This is a genomic window from Lacinutrix sp. C3R15 (genome assembly GCF_018860825.1).
Lineage (GTDB): Bacteria > Bacteroidota > Bacteroidia > Flavobacteriales > Flavobacteriaceae > Oceanihabitans.
Genome location: NZ_JAHKPZ010000015.1, coordinates 1 through 18,388, shown reverse-complemented (window position 1 = coordinate 18,388; position 18,388 = coordinate 1). Strand labels below are relative to the sequence as shown.

Here is an 18,388-nt window from a genome sequence, read left to right as displayed (position 1 = left end):
TTATATATGTGACTTTAGCTTTAAAAAAGCTTCTGGTAAGTTATTTGAAAGCGTATCAATAACCTTAATCATTAATTGTTTCTGATTTTTTGTAGGTTCTATTCCTTTAAGTGGCGTTTTAATTTCGTCTAATAAACGGGAAGAATTTATTTTACCTTCCATATATCTGGAAAGCGATATACTCCAGGATATATTAGGTACGTAGTTATTTTTCTTTTGCCTTTCGCTTTCTTTTTCTATTAAATTAAATTTAGAGGCCAACTTAAGCACTTCTTCATACTTTTCTTGAATTATTAAAACATTTATATAAGATGTAAAGAAATGATGCCAACGATGTTTTAAAACTTCTTTTTTATACTTTGTTAAAAATGTTTTAGCTGTTGCTTCTGCTAGCTTGTGATTTTGAAGCTCTGATAAAACTCGAACTTGATACGAACAATACCCTATTTTTTGATGGTAATTATGGGTTTGTTTATACAGTTCTTGATACCCATCTAATAACGCAAAAGCCTTTTTAGCACTATTGTTTCGCAATAAAATAGCCACTAAATTATTTAAATACATTAACGTATCGTTATTGTTTTGCCTGATAGATAAATAGCCATAGAATTCTGCTTCTACCAATTCATTTTCTTTAGAGTGCAGCAACACACGACTCGCATAATAATTAGACAACAAACGTCTGGAATACATTTGGCCTTGACTAAAATAATAGTCTATTTGGTCAAAAATAATTTTTAATTTATCACTCTCATTATAATTAGTGTATAAAAAAGCAAGTAAAACAAAGGCTTGATACCTATTTTTACCGTCTATTTTTTTATTATTAAAAACATCAAGAAGCCAAGATTCTAAATGTTTAGTCTCGTTATTATTAAGAGTATATTGATTTGTAATTTCTGTAGTAGCAGTATATAATTTTTCGTTAACATCTTTAACCTCCATATATTTTGCTTTGTAAGTTTCTATAAAATCTGCTACTATTTGATGGTCTTTATAGCGCATTCTAACTAGTAAATACGACTTGTATTCTTTTGCTAAATCATATAAGTTCTGAAAATTAAACTCAATGTTTTTATAGGTTGCAATATAATGTAGAAATGCTTTTTCTTCACTAGACGCTATAGCATCTGTAAGTATTTTTTGCTTAAGAGACATTAACCAGGCAATGGTTGCATCTACATCTATATTGGCTAATTTTTTTTCTACCCAATTTTTAATATATGAATATTTACGTTTATTAATATTGGTATCAAAATCTACAAAACCTTTTTGCGATAAAGCATTCGTTATTAACAACTCTATAATCTGAAGCTTTTCAGCATCTGTAAATTGATATCTATTTAGCAAATACTTAGCTTCATTTGGCAGAATGGTTTTACTAAATTCGGTAAATTTTTTAAGTTTAGTTTTCATTATATACCAAATAAAATTAGGTCGCTATTATATATTTTATTTTTAATTATTTACTACAAATTTTTCAATAAGAAGGTTTACTTCTGTAGGTTTTTCAAACTGAACAAAATGACCAGCATCTTCAACAAAAGCTACTTGTACTTCTTTAATTTTTTCTGAAGCTATTGCACCTACTTGCTTTGTTGTTAAATTTGGGTTTAGATAACGGTTAGGTATAAGCATGTCTTTTGTACCAAAAACAACTAATGTTTTGTGTGTTATTTGTGCTAAATCGTCATACACAGGATCGTTTAACATTCCAGAAATACTATTTACAATAGCATGACAATGCGCATCAAAATCTGTTGCTAATTTAATTTGTTTTCTATCGGCAATCATTTTGGAAGCTTCTTCTGGTAATTTATAAAAGTTTAACGCGTAATTTTTTTCTATTTGCTCATCGGTTGTATTTTTCACCATTTCTGGAGTAAAAAAACCTTTAAGAACATTAGCATTTACTTCTGAAAACTGCTCTAATCCTGCTGGTGCAACTAGTATTAACTGCTTTATATCTTCTTTGTATATCGTTGCTAATTTAATACTTGCTTGGCCTCCCATAGAATGACCAACAAGCACTACATTATCTAGCTTTAATTTGCAGATAAATTTGTGTAAAATTTCGGCAAAATAAGAAGGCGTATATGCTACATCTGGTTTTGAAGACTTACCAAAACCTGGTAAATCTAACGCTACACACGTATATTGATCTTTTAAAGCATGTATGTTCTTAGACCACGCATCAGAATTGCTACTTAAACCATGAACAAATAGCATTGTTTTTTCACCAGAACCTTCTTTAATATAGCTTATTTCTGTACTGTCAATTACCACAGAATGCGATTTGAAATCATATTGAGAAATTATTTCTTTCATAAGTTTATCTGATTTTTGCGATACTACAGTAGCACTAATAAAAGTAAAAATGTATAATAGAATAAGTCTTTTCATTGTTGCGATGTAACCGTATTAAAATATTTAAATAATTTTTTTCTAGACACTTTTCCTAAACTAGTTAACGGAATTTCATCTAAAACAAAAAGGTGTTTAGGATGTTTAAAATTCACTAAATTAGCTTTTAATTCTTCTCTAATTTGCACTACAGATAGCGTCTTATTTACTGTAGTTACAAACGCGATACCACACTCTCCCCATTTTTCATCTTTTACACTTAAAACTACAGCCTTTTTTATACCTTTTATTTGCTCTAAATGTTCTTCAATTTCTTGTGGATAAATATTTTCTCCGCCAGAGATATACATATCATTTTTACGACCTTTCATATACAAAAAGCCTTCTGCATCAGTAAATGCAAAATCTCCAGTAAACAACCATCCTTTTTTAATTTTACTACTAGTTTTAACTGAATTATTCCAATAACCAGGTGTTACAATGTTGCCTCTAATACAAAGTTCTCCCACCTCATGCACCTTAACTGGATCGCCTTTTTTATTTACAATTTTTAAATCTAAATAAAAGTTTGGTTTCCCTATAGAATTTGGCTTTAGCTCAGCCATTTTATGATGTAAAGACGTAATACTAGGTCCTGCTTCTGTTAGACCATAACCAGGTCTTATATAAATGTTTTTTTCATTTTTCCAGAAGGAAACCAATTCTGAGGATACTTTTTCGCCACCAGAAATAATATAACGTAATTTTTTAAGGCTTACATTTTTAAAAACAGGAGTTTTTTGCATCATTAACAACATAGTAGGTAAAGCCATAAATAATGTGGTTTTATTAAGCTCTAAAAGGCATAGTATTTTTTCTGCATCAAATTTTTCTAACATACCTATATGAGCACCTTTATGCAGTAATGGGGTAATAAAAACATTCCAACCAGAGGTGTGATAAGGAGGCAAGGTATTTATGGTAGAATCTCTAAACGTAATACCCAATTGCATAGATGTGTTTAGGCTATTCCAAAACAACATTTTATTAGTATATATAACACCTTTTGGAGCTCCTGTTGTTCCAGAAGTATAGAATATAAATAGCGGATTATCTTCTTTTATTACAAATGTTTTTGCAGGTATATTTACTTCTTTATAAAAAAACTGCTCTACTGCTTTTAAAGAAAGTTTTTTTATATTTTGAATGGGTAATTGTTCTGTTTTTTCTTGATGGTTTTCATTACATATAAACAGACTTGGTGTACAATCTACAATAAGCTTGGCTATTTCATTTATAGACAAACGATAGTTTAAAGGCACTAATATTAATCCCATACGTTGGCAAGCCACAAAAAGAACAATATACTCTAAGCTATGTTCTGCTAAAACAGCAACTCTATCTCCTTCTTCTAACTGAAGGTCAATAAAAGAATGAATTAATCGGTTGGCATAGATATGTAAATCACTATACGTATAATTTTTATTTGCGTCATACGATGTTATAGCAATTTTTTCTGGCGTATAATCTGCCCATTTAGCTGTCCAATCTAATGCTTCCACTTAGTTCTTTTTTTGAATCTAATTTATAAATAATATAACCAACAACAAGAGATGCAACAATACCCATTGCTGCAGAAACACCAGGATTATTTACAGGTTCTTGCATATAAGGTGTTATTCTTCCATAGTAAATACCAAAATGAACTACAATTGCAGTAATGCTAGCAATAGAGGCTGATCTTGTAGACACATTATTTAAAAATGTACCAAAAAGAACAGGAACAAATGCTGCAGCAAAGTAAGCATACACTCCATTTTGAGCAAAAATAGCCACACTCACATTTGGACTTTTTATTTGCTGCCAACTCAGTAAAAAGCTCACCACAGCAAGTATAACAATAACCATTTTATTTATTGTTATGGTTTTTTCGGTAAATTTATCTTTAAACAAAGGATTAATAATATCTGATGTAATGGTTATAGACAAAGACTGAATTAAACTCTCTAAAGTAGATAAACCTGCAGAAATTAAGCCAACTACAATTACTAAACCAACACCTACAGAAAACTTAGTCACTACATAGGTAGGTATAATTTCATCCATTCGTAAAGCCTCACCATTAACCATTAAATCTGGAAAACTTATACGTGCATACAAACCAACTACTACAACCAAAAAGAAAACAATCATAAAGGCAATACCACTAAAAAGGTAGCTATTAATTTTACTAGAATCTTTTAATAATAATGATTTGGTTATAATATGTGGCTGACAAACAATAGCAACACCAATAATAATTTGAGTTACAATTATTTCAAAATAATCACGAAAAAGAAAGCTTGAAGCATTTGTAGGTTTAGTTAAATTAGAATCAATGGTATTTAACTTATCAAAAAAGCCTGTAATCCCATCAGAAAAATATTCTGAACCAGAACTAATTAATATTATAGCTACAATAAACATAATAATAGCCTGGATAGTATTGGTATAAACCATAGAGTTAGCACCACCAAACATCATATACCCAAAAACAAATGCTGTTATTGCAAGAAGCACATAAAACGGATCTGCATTAAGCGATTTAGAAATTACTTGTGTAAGACCAACATTAATAAGCACAATAAATGTAATTAGCAAAAGCGCAATAACACCAAAAAAAAACGCATATGACTTGCTCTTATAGCGTTTACCAATCCATTGCGCCATAGTGGTTGCTTTAACAGCATTACCTTGCTTTACAAAGCCTTTTGTAAAAACAATTAACGATATAAAAGCAGCTATTGGTAAGACAAGTGCAAATGAAATTACACCAGAAATTCCGTAAAGTGCTATAAAGCCTGGGTTAATAATAAAAGTAGCAGCACTAGTCATAGAAGCTGCTAAAGACAGACCTACAACCCATGGTGAAAAACCAATATTACCAACAGCATAATCTTTTATGCTTGTATTTTTTTTTGCCCCTCGTATTACAAAATACAATATTACAGCTGCGTAAACAGCTAATAAAATCCACATATAAGTCACTAACTTTTCTGATGCTATCATTTGTATATTTCTTTAAAAACAAATAACAAACTTTATATTATTTTGGTTTTAAGTTTTTTACCTTTATAAGGTATGACTTATAAACCAAATAATAGCATTACAAAGCAATTAAGTTGCAAAACAGCCACTTACACAAACTATGACTTTTAATTTAAAATACCATTATAAGTAGGCGCAAAAAAAAACACCTTTACTTTTTTAAGTAAAGGTGTTTTAAAATTTTTAGGATTTAAAATTCCTAAGCCTCAAAAGGCTCAATAGAAACGTAAGACTTATTGTCTTTTTTCTTTGTGAATTTTACTAAACCATCAACTTTAGCATGTAAAGTATGATCTTTTCCTTGGTATACGTTTTCACCTGGATGGTGCGTATTACCTCTTTGTCTTATGATAATGTTACCAGCAATAGCAGCTTGTCCACCAAAAATCTTAACACCTAAGCGTTTTGATTCTGATTCTCTACCATTCTTCGAACTACCAACTCCTTTTTTATGAGCCATGATCTTAAGGTTTTATATAGTTATACTTAAGTGGTTTAGCAATTAAGCTTTTCCACCATCTAATTCGTCTTGCCATTTCTTTAGCTCATCCCACTTACCATCAGCAGCTAATTTAGCTTGTGCTGGCCAAGTATCTGTTACGTGATTACCACGAACACCTGCAATGATTTCAGAAATTTTTGCTGCATCAGTTTTTGCTAATTCAGCAAAAGTTGCAACACCTGCTTCCACTAAAGTTTCCGCAATTTTAGGTCCAATACCTTCAATTTTCTTTAAATCATCTGCTTTACCTGTTGCTTTTTTAGCAGCTGGCTTAGCTTTTTTTGCTGGAGCAGCTTTTTCAGCTTTAGCAGCTGGCTTAGCTCCTGAAGCTACAATGCTTTCAATAACGATTTCAGATAAAGCTTGTCTGTGTCCATTCTTAACACGGTAACCTTTTCTTCTTTTCTTTTTGAAAACAATAACTTTATCACCTTGAAGGTGCTTTAAGACTTTTGCACTTACTTGTGCTCCGCCTATAGCTGGGGCGCCTACAGTTACATTGCTACCATCTGCAACTAAAAGAACATTATCAAAAGATACATTCTTTCCTTCTTCTATTGCTAAACGGTTAACAAAAACTTTTTGGTCTTTTTCAACTTTAAATTGATGCCCTGCTATCTCTACAATTGCGTACATAGCGTAACGTTTTTATTAATTAATTTATATAAAATTGTCTCATTTTCCTTAGAAAACGGATGCAAATATACTTCTAATTAATTAAACTACAAACGTTTTATGCTTTTTGAACAATATTTCTGCTGTTTTTAAATAATTGCATGCAGGTTAAGGTAGCTACAACGGTTGTTGCAAACCCCATAATAGCTGTTACAAACGCTACTATACCTATATGTACGTCATAATCTCCTTTAAAAACAGTTAATAATTCATTTAAAAAACTCCTATTTACTTCCGTAGCATAAAAAGTAAAAAAAACAGTAAAGATTAGTGTAGCTATAAAACCTGCTGTAATACCAACAGTAAATCCTCCTGTGTAACTAAAACGTTCTGCTTGCTGTAATTTGTAATACTTAATAGTTTCATAAATACCAAACCCCGTAATAACCCCATTAAACAAACTAAAAAAAGGATTAGTATGTAAACGGAATAAGGATAAAAGTAAAAAGTAAGCGATTAAACAAGCACTTATAACTAAACCGAATCTAACAGGTAGCGATACATTTTTCATAACAAATTGGTTTTTAGATTATTACTCATTCTTAAATTTCGTAAAAATCAAATCAAATTACTACAATTTGATGTTAATTTTTAACAAAAATTGAGCTATAACAGCCTTCAATTCTTATTTTTGTTGTTATATGTTGTAACAAAAGACCCACAACTACATACTAATACTGAAAAATTAAACACAATGAAAAAACGCATTTTTGCCTTAGCTTCTTTTTGTTTAGCTGGTTTTACCTTAACAGCGCAAGAAGTCACCTATGAAGAGTATGATTTAGATAATGGCATGCACGTTATCTTACACCAAGACAACTCAGCTCCTGTAGTAACAACCTCTGTAATGTACCATGTTGGTGCAAAAGATGAAAACCCAGAGCGAACAGGTTTTGCTCACTTTTTTGAACACCTTTTATTTGAAGGAACAGAAAACATTAAAAGAGGAGATTGGTTTAACATAGTAACCTCTAACGGAGGAAGCAATAACGCAAACACAACAGACGACAGAACATACTACTATGAGGTTTTTCCTTCTAACAGTGTAGAGCTTGGCTTATGGATGGAATCGGAAAGATTAATGCACCCTATTATTAATCAAATTGGTGTTGACACACAAAATGAAGTTGTTAAAGAAGAAAAACGTTTACGTGTAGACAACTCTCCATACGGTAAGTTTTTTGAAAACGTGAAGAAAAACATGTTTAAAAAACACCCTTACAAATGGACAACCATTGGAAAAATGGAACATTTAGATGCTGCTACTTTAGAAGAGTTTCAAGCATTCAATAAAAAATTCTATGTACCAAACAACGCTGTATTAGTGGTTGCTGGAGATATTGATGTTTCTGCTGTAAAAAAAATGATTCAAGATTATTTTGGACCAATTCCTAGAGGAAAAGAAATTACCAGAAACTTCCCAAAAGAAGACCCTATTACTTCACCTATTAAAGCAACAGCCTATGATAGCAACATTCAAATTCCTGCTATAGTTGCTGCTTATAGAACACCTTCTATGAAAGAAAGAGATGCCTATGTTTTAGATATGCTTTCTAGCTATTTAAGTGACGGAAAATCTTCAAAACTGTATAAAAAACTAGTAGATGACAAAAAAATGGCTTTACAAGTAGGAGCCTTTAATAATAGCCAAGAAGATTATGGTACCTATATTTTATTTGGGCTACCGCTAGGAGACGTAAAACTTGATGACTTAATTAAAGAAATTGATGAAGAAATTGTAAAAGTTCAAAACGAATTAATTTCTGAAAGAGACTACCAAAAACTTCAAAATAAGTTTGAAAACCAATTTGTAAACTCTAATTCTAGTGTTCAAGGTATTGCTGGTTCTCTTGCCACATACTATATGCTATATGGTGACACTTCTTTAATTAATAAAGAAATAGAAATTTATAGATCTATTACCAGAGAAGACATTCAAGCAGTAGCTAAAAAATACTTAAATCCTAACCAACGTTTAGAGTTAAAGTATTTACCAAAAGAAAAAGATCAATAAAAAAATAAACGCATACAAAATGAAAACTAAAATATTTACAGTATTAACCTTGTTTTTTATGGCACTTGGCACACAAGCACAAGTAGACAGATCTAAACAACCTACACCAGGACCAGCTCCTAAAATAGCTTTAGAAGTTCCTGGAGAATTCACACTACCAAACGGATTAAAAGTTTTAGTAGTTGAAAACCACAAACTACCACGTGTTTCTTATAGCTTAACTATAGACAACAAACCCGTAATTGAAGGCGATATTGCTGGAGTTTCAGGTTTACTAGGAAGCATGCTTGGTAACGGAACCTCTACCATAAGTAAAGATGCTTTTAATGAAGAAATTGACTTTTTAGGCGCTAGAATGAGTTTTAGATACAATGGAGGCTATGCCAGTTCATTATCTAAATATGCGGATAGAATTTTAAAACTAATGGCAGATGCAGTAACAAATCCTTTATTAACAGAAGAAGAATTTCAAAAAGAAAAAGAAAAAGCTATTGAAGGTTTAAAATCTAACAAGAAAAGTGTAGATGCTGTTGCTAGTCGTGTTGGTAAAGCTTTAGCATACGGAACTACGCATCCTTACGGAGAATTTGTAACCGAAGAAACTATAAATAAGGTAACATTAAAAGATATTAAAACCTTTTACCAAAGATATTTTACACCTACAAATGCTTACCTAGTAGTTGTTGGTGATGTAGATTACAGTACTATAGAAAAACAAGTTAAAGACTACTTTTCTTCTTGGGAAAGCAACATAGAAGTAGCTTACACTGTACCAGAAGCAATGCCTAATGCGCAATACACACAAATTAATTTTGTAGACATGCCAAACGCTGTACAATCTAACATTTCTTTAACCAACAATGTTGATTTAAAAATGAGCGACCCAGATTATCACGCTGTTTTAATAGCTAATAAAATTCTTGGTGGCGGATTTAACAGTTACTTAAACATGAATCTTCGTGAAGAACATGGTTATACTTATGGAGCTCGATCTAATGTTGGAGCAGACAAATATGTATCTCGTTTTACCGCTGGAGCTGCAGTTAGAAATGCTGTAACAGATAGTGCTGTTGTGCAAACTTTAAAAGAAATTAAGCGTATAAAAACAGAACCTGTTACTGCAGAAGCACTAACAAATGCAAAAGCAAAATACGTTGGTGACTTTGTATTAGCATTAGAAAACCCACAAAACATAGCTAAATACGCCTTAAACATTAAACTAAACAACTTACCTAAAGATTTTTACACAACCTATTTACAAAAAATAAATGCCGTTACTGCAGAAGATGTAAGTAGAGTAGCTAACAAATACTTTAGTACAGAAAATGCTAAAATTATAGTTGTTGGTAAAGGTAGCGATGTATTAGAAAATTTAGAAAAAGTTACTTTTAACGGAAGCAATGTACCTATTAAATATTACGATGCTTACGCTAAACAAACAGCAAAACCTAACTACAACATAGAAATGCCAAGTGATGTAAATGCTAACACTGTACTTAATAAGTATATTGATGCTATTGGAGGAAAAGAAAACCTAAACAAAGTTAACTCTGTACTTATTACCGCAGAAGCAGAATTTCAGCCAGGAATGATGATGCTTTTAGAAATGAAAAAAACATCAAAAAATCAATTTGCTCAAGAAATTACAGCAATGGGACAATCTATTGTAAAAACAGTAATGAATGGAGAAACAGGCTACACTGTAATGCAAGGACAACATAAAGACATGACTACAGATGAAGTTAGTAAAACAAAAACTGAAGGAGCTCCTTTTCCTGAGCTTAACTATTTAGAAAATGAAGTAAGTTTAGAAAAAATTGAAGACGTTGATGGTGAAAAAGCCTACAGAATTAAAATATCTGAAGATCAAACAAATTTCTACAGTGTAGCAACAGGATTAAAAATAAAAGAAGAAAAAACATCACCAATGGGAACTTCAAACATATTTTTCACAAACTACCAAGAAATATCAGGAGTTCAATTTCCTTTTAAAATTAGCCAAACTATGGGGCCACAAAAATTTGATTTTAAAGTAACTGAAATCAAAGTAAATGAAGGTGTTACAGATGCTGACTTTAACTAAGTAAAACCACTATACAAACTAAAACCGAAGTTTATGCTTCGGTTTTTTTATGCTCTTTTTTGAGATAAATACACACCAATTAATATTATTCCAGAAGCAAAAGCTTGCAGTAAACTAAAATCTTCACCATCTAAAATGCCCCAACCTAAAGCTACAATAGGCATAACGTAAGTTACAGAAGAAGCAAAAACAGGCGTAGATATTTGCACCAGTTTATTAAAAAACACTTTAGCTAATGCAGTACCAAAAAAGGACAAAATAACAACATACATTATAGATGCTCCTAACGCTGGTTTATTAAACGTTTCTTTTGTAAAAAAGCCTGTAAACAACAAAACCAATACCGCAGGAATAAAAATAACCACATAATTTCCCGTAGCAATAGCCAACGGTCTTATATCTTGTAAATGTTTTTTTATAATATTTACATTTATTGCATACATAATAGTAGAAGCAATTATAAAACCTGCATACCAATAATTTTGTTCCGGATTTAATGCAGCTCCTTTTAAAATTAATATTGCAGTACCTACAAAACCAACCATAACACCAAAAACCTGTTTTCTTGTAGACGTTATTTTAAACACAGCAAGACCTATTAAAATAGTATTTAAAGGCACTAAAGAGTTTAAAACAGACACCACAGCACTATCTATTTCTGTTTCTGCTATGGCAAAGAAAAATGCAGGAATAAACGAACCAAAAAAACCAGAAACAGCGATCCATTTCCAGGCTTCCTTTTGAATAGTTTTTACTGTTTTATAACCAGCTATAAATAAAAACAAACCCGTTATTATTGTTCTTAAAGCACCTAATTGATAAGGATTTAAACCAATTAATGCTTTTTTTATAAGTATAAATGAAGTACCCCAAATTAGTGACAACACTATAAGGTAAATCCATTTTTTATTATCTTGAAACATACTTCTATTATTAATACTGCAAAAGTGCTACTTTTTAACACAATTAAAGGCAAATAATTATTAGATTTGCAAAGAATTGAATAACAAAAATTTATACCATGAAAATAATAAAAAATATTGCACTAATTGTAGTAATTACACTTACTGCTTATAGTTGTAAAAACGAACCTAAAGCCGAAGTGGTAACCGTAGAAACAGAAACCGCTGTTAAAACTGAAAAAGCAGCTTTAGACCCAAACGCAACATACGAAAAAGCAGAATTTACTATTGAAGGTATGACTTGTGCTATTGGTTGTGCTAGAACTATTGAAAAGAAATTAGCTAAAATGGAAGGTGTAAAATCTGCAAAAGTAGATTATGACAAAAAATTAGCTATGGTAGAGTATGATAATGCTAAAGTTACCACAACTTCTTTAGTAGAAACGGTAGGTAAAGTTGGTGACACCTATACTGTTAAAGACATGAAAACGGTTACAGATTTTTCAGATAAAAAAGCTTGTAGTGCAGATTGTAAAAAAGCATGTTGTGCAAACAAAACAGAAGCAGAAAAGAAAGCTTGCTCTAAAGATTGTAAAAAAGCTTGTTGCGCAGACAAAGCTAAAGCTTAATAATAAAAGTAAATAAAACAAAAAAGCTTCTCAAAATGAGAAGCTTTTTTTATTTCCAAGCAACAGACTCCATAATTCGCTGTATATCTTTTTGTAAATAATTTGCAGCCGGAAGTATAGAATCAAAATTAGGTTTTGTATAAAAATATAAAGAGCCTGTTAAAAAATGATCTGTACTATCTGTAACGTAAAACTGTGACTGTGAAGCCGCATTACCTCCTACTTCATAAAACATACCATACACTTTTCTTTTAGTATTTTCATAAGGTCTTTCTACAATTTCATCTGCTTTCTGCGTATGCTCTTGGGTAAAATTTTGTGCATCACGTAAATAGGATATTAATTTTTCTTCACTTTTATTTATTGCTTTATAAGTAAGATAAATGGTTCCTTTTAATGTAGGATACTCTAGGTTTACACCATAACTATCTTCCCCATTAAGTTTTCTTGTTTTTACATTTGTTGCCAAAGCATTTTTTTCAAAGGCAAAAGGCATATCTAAATTTGTTTCTTCATACTTAGGTTCTGCATACTCTAAACGAAGCTTTGCTGCTGGTTTAGGTGTTGTCTCACCTCCGCAAGAAGTAATTAATAAGCAAATTATTATAGGTAAAACTAAAAACTGTTTCATAAATATTTTTCAATAGGTTTTCAATACATTTCAATTAATAAATAGAAACTCTTGAATGGCCTTTTTTAATAATTAAGGCATGGTAACTTTTATGCGAATTATACGTTTTTTATCTAATGCTTCAATGGTAAAAACATAATTTTCAAATACTATTTTACTATTGATTTTAGGAAAACTACCAGAAATTTCTAAAACAAAACCCGCAATAGTTTCGGCTTCTCCTTTATTGTTTTCAAAACAATCTGAATCTTCTAATTTTATAATTTTATAAAAATCTTTTAATGCCGTTTTTCCTTCAAAAACATAATTTTTATCATCTAACTTAGAGTACACCAATCCTTCATCATCAAACTCATCACTTATATCACCAACAATTTCTTCAATAATATCTTCTAAAGAAATAAGCCCAGATGTACCTCCATACTCATCTACAACAACAGCTAAATGCACTTTCTTTTCTTGAAACTCAGCCATTAAATCGTCTAATTTTTTGTTTTCTGGTACAAAGAAAGGTTCGCGCAATAAAACTTTCCAATCTAATTGTTTTCTATCTATAAAAGGCAACAAGTCTTTAACGTACAAAACGCCAATAACAGTATCTATATTGTCTTTATAAACAGGAATTCTAGAATAGCCGTTTTTAATAATTTCAGGTAGTATTTCTGCATATTTCTGTTCTACATTTAAAGCAAAAATATCTATTCTTGGTCGCATTACCTGTTTGGTATCTGTATTACCAAAAGAGACAATACCTTGTAATATTTTCTGTTCTTCTTTAGTAGTATCCTCATCACTTGCTAGTTCTAACGCTTGTGAAAGCTGATCTACACTAATGTTAGATTTTTGCTTACCAAACCTATTATTTATTGCTAGTGTTATGCTTCGCATGGGTAAGCTTAAAGGTGAAAAAACAACATCTAAAAAACGCAAAGGATACGCCATAAACACGGCAAACTTCAATTTATTTCTAATAGCATATACTTTTGGTAAAATTTCGCCAAATAGCAAGATTAAAAAAGTAACTAAAACTACTTCTAAAATAAATTTTAAAACAGCAGAATGTATACTTGAAAACACAAAATTACCCAAATAAGCAAAGAGTATTACTATTGCTATATTTATAAAATTATTAGCTACAAGTATAGTTGCTAGTAGTTTTTTTGGTTTTTGTAATAGATTAGAGATTATCTGTATTGGTTTAGATTTTTGCTCTAAACCTTCTTCAATATCTAGTTCTGTTAAAGAAAACATGGCTACCTCTGCTCCAGATATTAGTGCAGAACAAAGTAATAGTACAAATAAGAGCACAAAACCAAGTACAACTGAAAATTCAATTGCTAAATTTATTATTAAAAAACTCGTGGGTTCGGGATCCAAGGATTATAATTTTGGTTAAACATTAAAAAGGTAGATCGTCATTATCATCTTCTACAACAGGAGCACTAGCTTTTGGCTGCGCTGCTTGTGGTTTTTGTGTTTGTTGTGGCGCATTATTAGCGTTTCCACTTTCGTTTTTAGTAGTTAAAAAGGTAAAATCATTACATTGAATTTCAGTAGAAAAACGATCATTTCCACTTTCATCTTGCCATTTTCTTGTTTTAATTCTTCCTTCTATATATACTTTATCCCCTTTGCTTAAATATTTTTCGCAAATTTCTGCACCTTTATTACGCACCACTATGTTATGCCATTCTGTATTGGTAACGCGCTCATTAGTTTGCTTATTAGTATAAGTTTCATTAGTTGCAATAGGAAAACGACCTACACAACCACCTCCTTCAAAATAATGCATTTTTACTTCATCACCTAAATGCCCAATTAGCATTACTTTATTTAACGTACCTGACATGTTATCTTATTTTTATTGTTAGGCAAAATTACGATTTTGCAATTGATAAACTTAAATTTAATAAAAAATTATGAAATAGTCTATTGCTTTAAAAATTAAATGTTTCCATAAAATTAGAAACCAATACAGGAACTGGGTAGTCTTTGGTTTTATCTATTAAAACCCCGTTAACAGGTAGTGTATCTACTTCTATAATCCAGAATTTAGTATGTAAATGCTGATGTGATAATTTATGTATAATAGCTTCTTCATTATATAAAGACAAAGTAAATAAGGTAGCTTGGGTTAGTTCATGCGTATTTAAATGCGATGCCATTTTATTAAAACTCAAACTCTCTGTACTTTCTATTAAAGGAAATTGATACAATTTTTGCCAAATACCCTTACCTTCTCTTTTTTGTAAAATTGTTTTTCTATCGGAAGAAACAAATACTAAAAAATTGAAATGTTTTTTTACTGGCTTAATACTTTTCTTTTTAACAGGCAGTTGTGTAATAGTATTATTAAGCAAAGCAACACAACCATTTTGCAACGGACAAACAGAACAATCTGGATTTTTAGGTTTACATTGCCTAGCACCAAACTCCATAATAGCTTGGTTAAACTCAGCAGGATCTTCTTTATCTATTAATTTTTGTGCTAATGCTTTAAATTCTTTTTGACCTTGAGTACTATTAATAGGAGTGTCAATACCAAAATATCTAGAAAACGCCCTATACACATTACCATCTACAACAGCACAAACTTCATTAAAACTAATAGATGCAATAGCGCTAGCAGTATAATCACCAATACCTTTAAGTTTTATTAAATCTTTATAATTATCAGGAAATATTCCATCAAGCGCTGTTACTACATATTTTGCTGTTGCATGCAAATTTCTAGCTCTAGAATAATACCCTAAACCTTGCCATAATTTTAAAACCTCACTTTCTTTTGCGGCTGCAAGACTAAAAATTGTTGGAAATTTGGTAACAAAAGCTTCATAATAAGGTAATCCTTGTTCAATTTTTGTTTGTTGTAAAATAATTTCTGATAACCAGATAAAGTATGGATTCTTTGTTCTACGCCAAGGCAAATCCCTTTTATTAACTGAATACCAATGTGTTAAAGTTTTGTTTAAAGTCATACTATATATATACTATATGCAAAAATAAACGTTTATTGGGTTAAATTTAAGTGAATTAGGTTTGAAATATTGAAATTTTAATTCCTATATTTGCATCCCTTAATAACTGATTACAATAATTTAAAATAATAGAAAATGACTAAGGCTGATTTAGTAGCAAAAATTTCTGAAAAATTAGGAATTGAAAAAGGAGATGTTCAAGCAACAGTTGAAACTTTTATGGAAGAAGTAAAAACATCTTTAGAAAGTGGAGATAATGTATACCTAAGAGGTTTTGGTAGCTTTATAATTAAAACAAGAGCTGAAAAAACTGGTAGAAACATTTCTAAAAACACAACAATAAAAATACCTGCTCATAATATTCCGGCATTTAAACCTGCTAAAGTATTTGTAGAAGGAGTGAAAACAAATGTAGACGTTAAGTAGGACGCTAAAATAATATTAATTTAAAAACAATCAAACTTATGCCAAGTGGTAAAAAACGCAAAAGACACAAGGTTGCAACGCATAAGCGTAAAAAAAGAAGACGCGCTAACCGTCACAAAAAGAAAAAATAAGTTAAAAAAGTAGTTAATAGCTACTTTTTTAGTTTATAACAAACGTTCTTTGAAATGAGTTCTATATAACACGTAATACCTTGCGATGTTAGAACTCCACGGATTTTAAAAAATCCTGTGAATTCTAATCATAGTTAATTGTATTAACTATGATTAGATTAAATAATGTATAATCCATCTGTACAACTTAGTTTATAGTTGTTTGTTGTTTGTTATTTCATTTGCTAAGCGTAACGCTTTTCAATTAATAACTTATAATTTTTCAATCATATAACGTTTAAAGTATGGATAAAAATTAACAAAATGGAAAAAGAATTGATCATTAGATCTAGTCCAAACCACGTTGATTTTGCCTTATTAAAAGATGGAAAACTTATTGAATTACATAAAGATGAAGATGGTAACAACTTTTCTGTTGGCGATGTGTTTATAGCCAAAATACGAAAAGCTGTTCCTGGTTTAAATGCTGCATTTGTTAATGTAGGTTATGAAAAAGATGCCTTTTTGCATTATCATGATTTAGGACCAAAACTACCTTCTCTTTTAAAATTCACAAAAAGTGTAAGCACAGGTAAACTAAATGATTTTTCATTAAAGAATTTCCCATTTGAAAAAGATATTGATAAAAACGGAAGCATAGCTAACGTTATAAAATCAAATCAATCGTTACTAGTACAAATAGTAAAAGAACCAATATCTACAAAAGGCCCTAGAATAAGCTCTGAGCTTTCTATTGCTGGTAGGTATATTGTTTTAGTCCCTTTTTCTGACAGAATTTCTATTTCTCAAAAAATAGAAAGCAAAGAAGAAAAAGAAAGATTAAAACGTTTGGTAAAAAGCATAACTCCAAAAGGATTTGGTGTTATTATACGTACAGTAGCAGAAGGCAAAAAAGTAGCAGAACTAGACAAAGATTTACAAAATTTGTTAGGTCGTTGGACCGCAATGTGTAAAAAGCTACACAAAGCACACCATCCCAGTAAAGTATTAGGAGAGATGAACAAAGCTTCTTCTATATTACGAGACATATTTAATGATTCCTTTACCGGAATTTATGTGGATGATGAAGCGCTTTACATTCAAATTAAAGAATATGTGCAAGAAATTGCACCTAAAAAAGAATCCATAGTTAAATTGTATCAGTCTAATGTTCCAATATTTGAAAAATATGGAGTAGAAAGACAAATTAAAACCTCTTTTGGAAAAACTGTTTCCATGCAAAAAGGAGCTTATTTGGTTATAGAACACACCGAAGCACTTCACGTTGTAGACGTAAATAGCGGAAACCGATCTAACAAAGCCAACTCTCAAGAGGATACAGCATTAGAAGTTAATTTAATTGCAGCAACAGAAATGGCCAGACAATTGCGTTTACGTGATATGGGCGGAATTATAGTTGTAGATTTTATTGATTTAAATACTGCTGAACACAGAAAAAAACTTTTTAATCACCTACGTGATGAAATGAAAGATGATAGAGCTAAACACAAAATACTACCTCCAAGTAAGTTTGGCTTGATACAAATTACTAGACAAAGAGTAAGACCAGAAATGAATATTAAAACTCGTGAGGAAAACCCTGATGAGATTGTAAATGGTTCTGAAGTTGAAGCTCCAATTAGTATTGTTCCAAAAATTAAATATGATATGGAACAACTATTTAAAAAAGACTATAAAAAGGTGACCTTAAACACACATCCCTTTATAGCAGCCTTTTTAACAAAGGGCTTTCCATCTATACGTTCAAAATGGTTTTTTGAACATAAAAAATGGGTGAAAATTTTACCAAGAGATGCTTACACGTATTTAGAATATCATTTTTTTGACAAAGATGGTAATCAAATTAAATAATTTAAAAAAAGCCTTACTTAAAAAGTAAGGCTTTTTTGTTTTATAGACTTTTGTTTCTTTAATAAAGGGAATTTATTATTAGCTATAATTAGACCATAAAAAAACCACCTCTTTTTTATTAAGAAAAGGTGGTTTT

Annotated in this window: 17 protein-coding genes; 5 read left to right on the top strand and 12 right to left on the bottom strand. The window is 30.7% G+C overall.

The window, feature by feature from the left end; genetic code table 11:
- The 7 genes from KO494_RS05545 to KO494_RS05515 all read right to left on the bottom strand — a co-directional run bounded on the left by KO494_RS05545 (position 1) and on the right by KO494_RS05515 (position 7,118).
- Positions 1–1,416 (bottom strand): hypothetical protein, encoded by a 1,416-nt coding sequence (locus KO494_RS05545; protein WP_215966614.1) that lies wholly within the window; start codon positions 1,414–1,416, stop codon positions 1–3.
- 42 nt (positions 1,417–1,458) lie between these two features.
- Entirely contained in the window at positions 1,459–2,403 is a 945-nt protein-coding gene (locus KO494_RS05540) for an alpha/beta fold hydrolase (RefSeq protein ID WP_215966613.1), read from the bottom strand.
- Complete coding sequence (locus KO494_RS05535) at positions 2,400–3,905, bottom strand: class I adenylate-forming enzyme family protein (protein ID WP_215966612.1); 1,506 nt, start codon at positions 3,903–3,905, stop codon at positions 2,400–2,402. Before KO494_RS05535 ends, KO494_RS05540 begins: the two co-directional genes overlap by 4 nt.
- Positions 3,880–5,391 (bottom strand): sodium:solute symporter, encoded by a 1,512-nt coding sequence (locus KO494_RS05530; protein WP_215966611.1) that lies wholly within the window; start codon positions 5,389–5,391, stop codon positions 3,880–3,882. Before KO494_RS05530 ends, KO494_RS05535 begins: the two co-directional genes overlap by 26 nt.
- A 238-nt stretch (positions 5,392–5,629) precedes the next feature.
- Positions 5,630–5,890 carry a 50S ribosomal protein L27 gene (gene rpmA / locus KO494_RS05525; protein WP_013869859.1) on the bottom strand — a complete coding sequence of 87 codons (261 nt, stop codon included), beginning with the start codon at positions 5,888–5,890 and terminating at the stop codon, positions 5,630–5,632.
- Positions 5,891–5,932: 42 nt separating this feature from the next.
- Positions 5,933–6,568, bottom strand: coding sequence for a 50S ribosomal protein L21 (gene rplU / locus KO494_RS05520; RefSeq protein WP_215966610.1), 636 nt, complete (start codon positions 6,566–6,568; stop codon positions 5,933–5,935).
- Positions 6,569–6,665: 97 nt separating this feature from the next.
- Positions 6,666–7,118: a DUF4199 domain-containing protein gene (locus KO494_RS05515; RefSeq protein WP_215966609.1), complete on the bottom strand. Its 453-nt coding sequence runs from the start codon at positions 7,116–7,118 to the stop codon at positions 6,666–6,668.
- 183 nt (positions 7,119–7,301) lie between these two features.
- Between KO494_RS05515 and KO494_RS05510 the strand changes: the two genes are divergently transcribed.
- Entirely contained in the window at positions 7,302–8,621 is a 1,320-nt protein-coding gene (locus KO494_RS05510; RefSeq protein ID WP_215966608.1) for a pitrilysin family protein, read from the top strand.
- A gap of 19 nt (positions 8,622–8,640) precedes the next feature.
- Positions 8,641–10,704: a pitrilysin family protein gene (locus KO494_RS05505; RefSeq protein ID WP_215966607.1), complete on the top strand. Its 2,064-nt coding sequence runs from the start codon at positions 8,641–8,643 to the stop codon at positions 10,702–10,704.
- A gap of 47 nt (positions 10,705–10,751) precedes the next feature.
- Here the strand turns inward: KO494_RS05505 and KO494_RS05500 are convergent, their stop codons facing one another.
- On the bottom strand, positions 10,752–11,627 hold the full coding sequence (locus KO494_RS05500; RefSeq protein ID WP_215966606.1) for a DMT family transporter: 876 nt from the start codon (positions 11,625–11,627) through the stop codon (positions 10,752–10,754).
- A 98-nt stretch (positions 11,628–11,725) separates the two neighbouring features.
- On the opposite strand from KO494_RS05500, the gene KO494_RS05495 reads away from it, so the two are divergent.
- The gene (locus KO494_RS05495; RefSeq protein WP_215966605.1) at positions 11,726–12,235 is read left to right on the top strand and encodes a cation transporter; all 510 of its coding nucleotides are present in this window, start codon (positions 11,726–11,728) and stop codon (positions 12,233–12,235) included.
- A 49-nt stretch (positions 12,236–12,284) separates the two neighbouring features.
- Here KO494_RS05495 and gldD read toward each other — a convergent pair whose 3' ends face one another.
- The 4 genes from gldD to mutY form a co-directional block, all read right to left on the bottom strand.
- Positions 12,285–12,866 carry a gliding motility lipoprotein GldD gene (gene gldD / locus KO494_RS05490; RefSeq protein ID WP_215966604.1) on the bottom strand — a complete coding sequence of 194 codons (582 nt, stop codon included), beginning with the start codon at positions 12,864–12,866 and terminating at the stop codon, positions 12,285–12,287.
- A gap of 72 nt (positions 12,867–12,938) precedes the next feature.
- Positions 12,939–14,243, bottom strand: a complete 1,305-nt coding sequence (locus tag KO494_RS05485) for a gliding motility-associated protein GldE (RefSeq protein ID WP_215966603.1) — start codon at positions 14,241–14,243, stop codon at positions 12,939–12,941.
- Between the two features lie 22 nt (positions 14,244–14,265).
- Complete coding sequence (locus KO494_RS05480; RefSeq protein WP_215966602.1) at positions 14,266–14,715, bottom strand: single-stranded DNA-binding protein; 450 nt, start codon at positions 14,713–14,715, stop codon at positions 14,266–14,268.
- A gap of 88 nt (positions 14,716–14,803) precedes the next feature.
- A complete protein-coding gene (mutY, locus tag KO494_RS05475; RefSeq protein ID WP_215966601.1) occupies positions 14,804–15,844 on the bottom strand; it encodes an A/G-specific adenine glycosylase in 1,041 nt (346 codons plus the stop codon).
- 135 nt (positions 15,845–15,979) lie between these two features.
- On the opposite strand from mutY, the gene KO494_RS05470 reads away from it, so the two are divergent.
- Positions 15,980–16,270, top strand: a complete 291-nt coding sequence (locus KO494_RS05470; RefSeq protein WP_019386001.1) for an HU family DNA-binding protein — start codon at positions 15,980–15,982, stop codon at positions 16,268–16,270.
- A 434-nt stretch (positions 16,271–16,704) separates the two neighbouring features.
- Positions 16,705–18,252 carry a ribonuclease E/G gene (locus KO494_RS05465; RefSeq protein ID WP_215966600.1) on the top strand — a complete coding sequence of 516 codons (1,548 nt, stop codon included), beginning with the start codon at positions 16,705–16,707 and terminating at the stop codon, positions 18,250–18,252.
- Positions 18,253–18,388 lie beyond the last annotated feature (136 nt).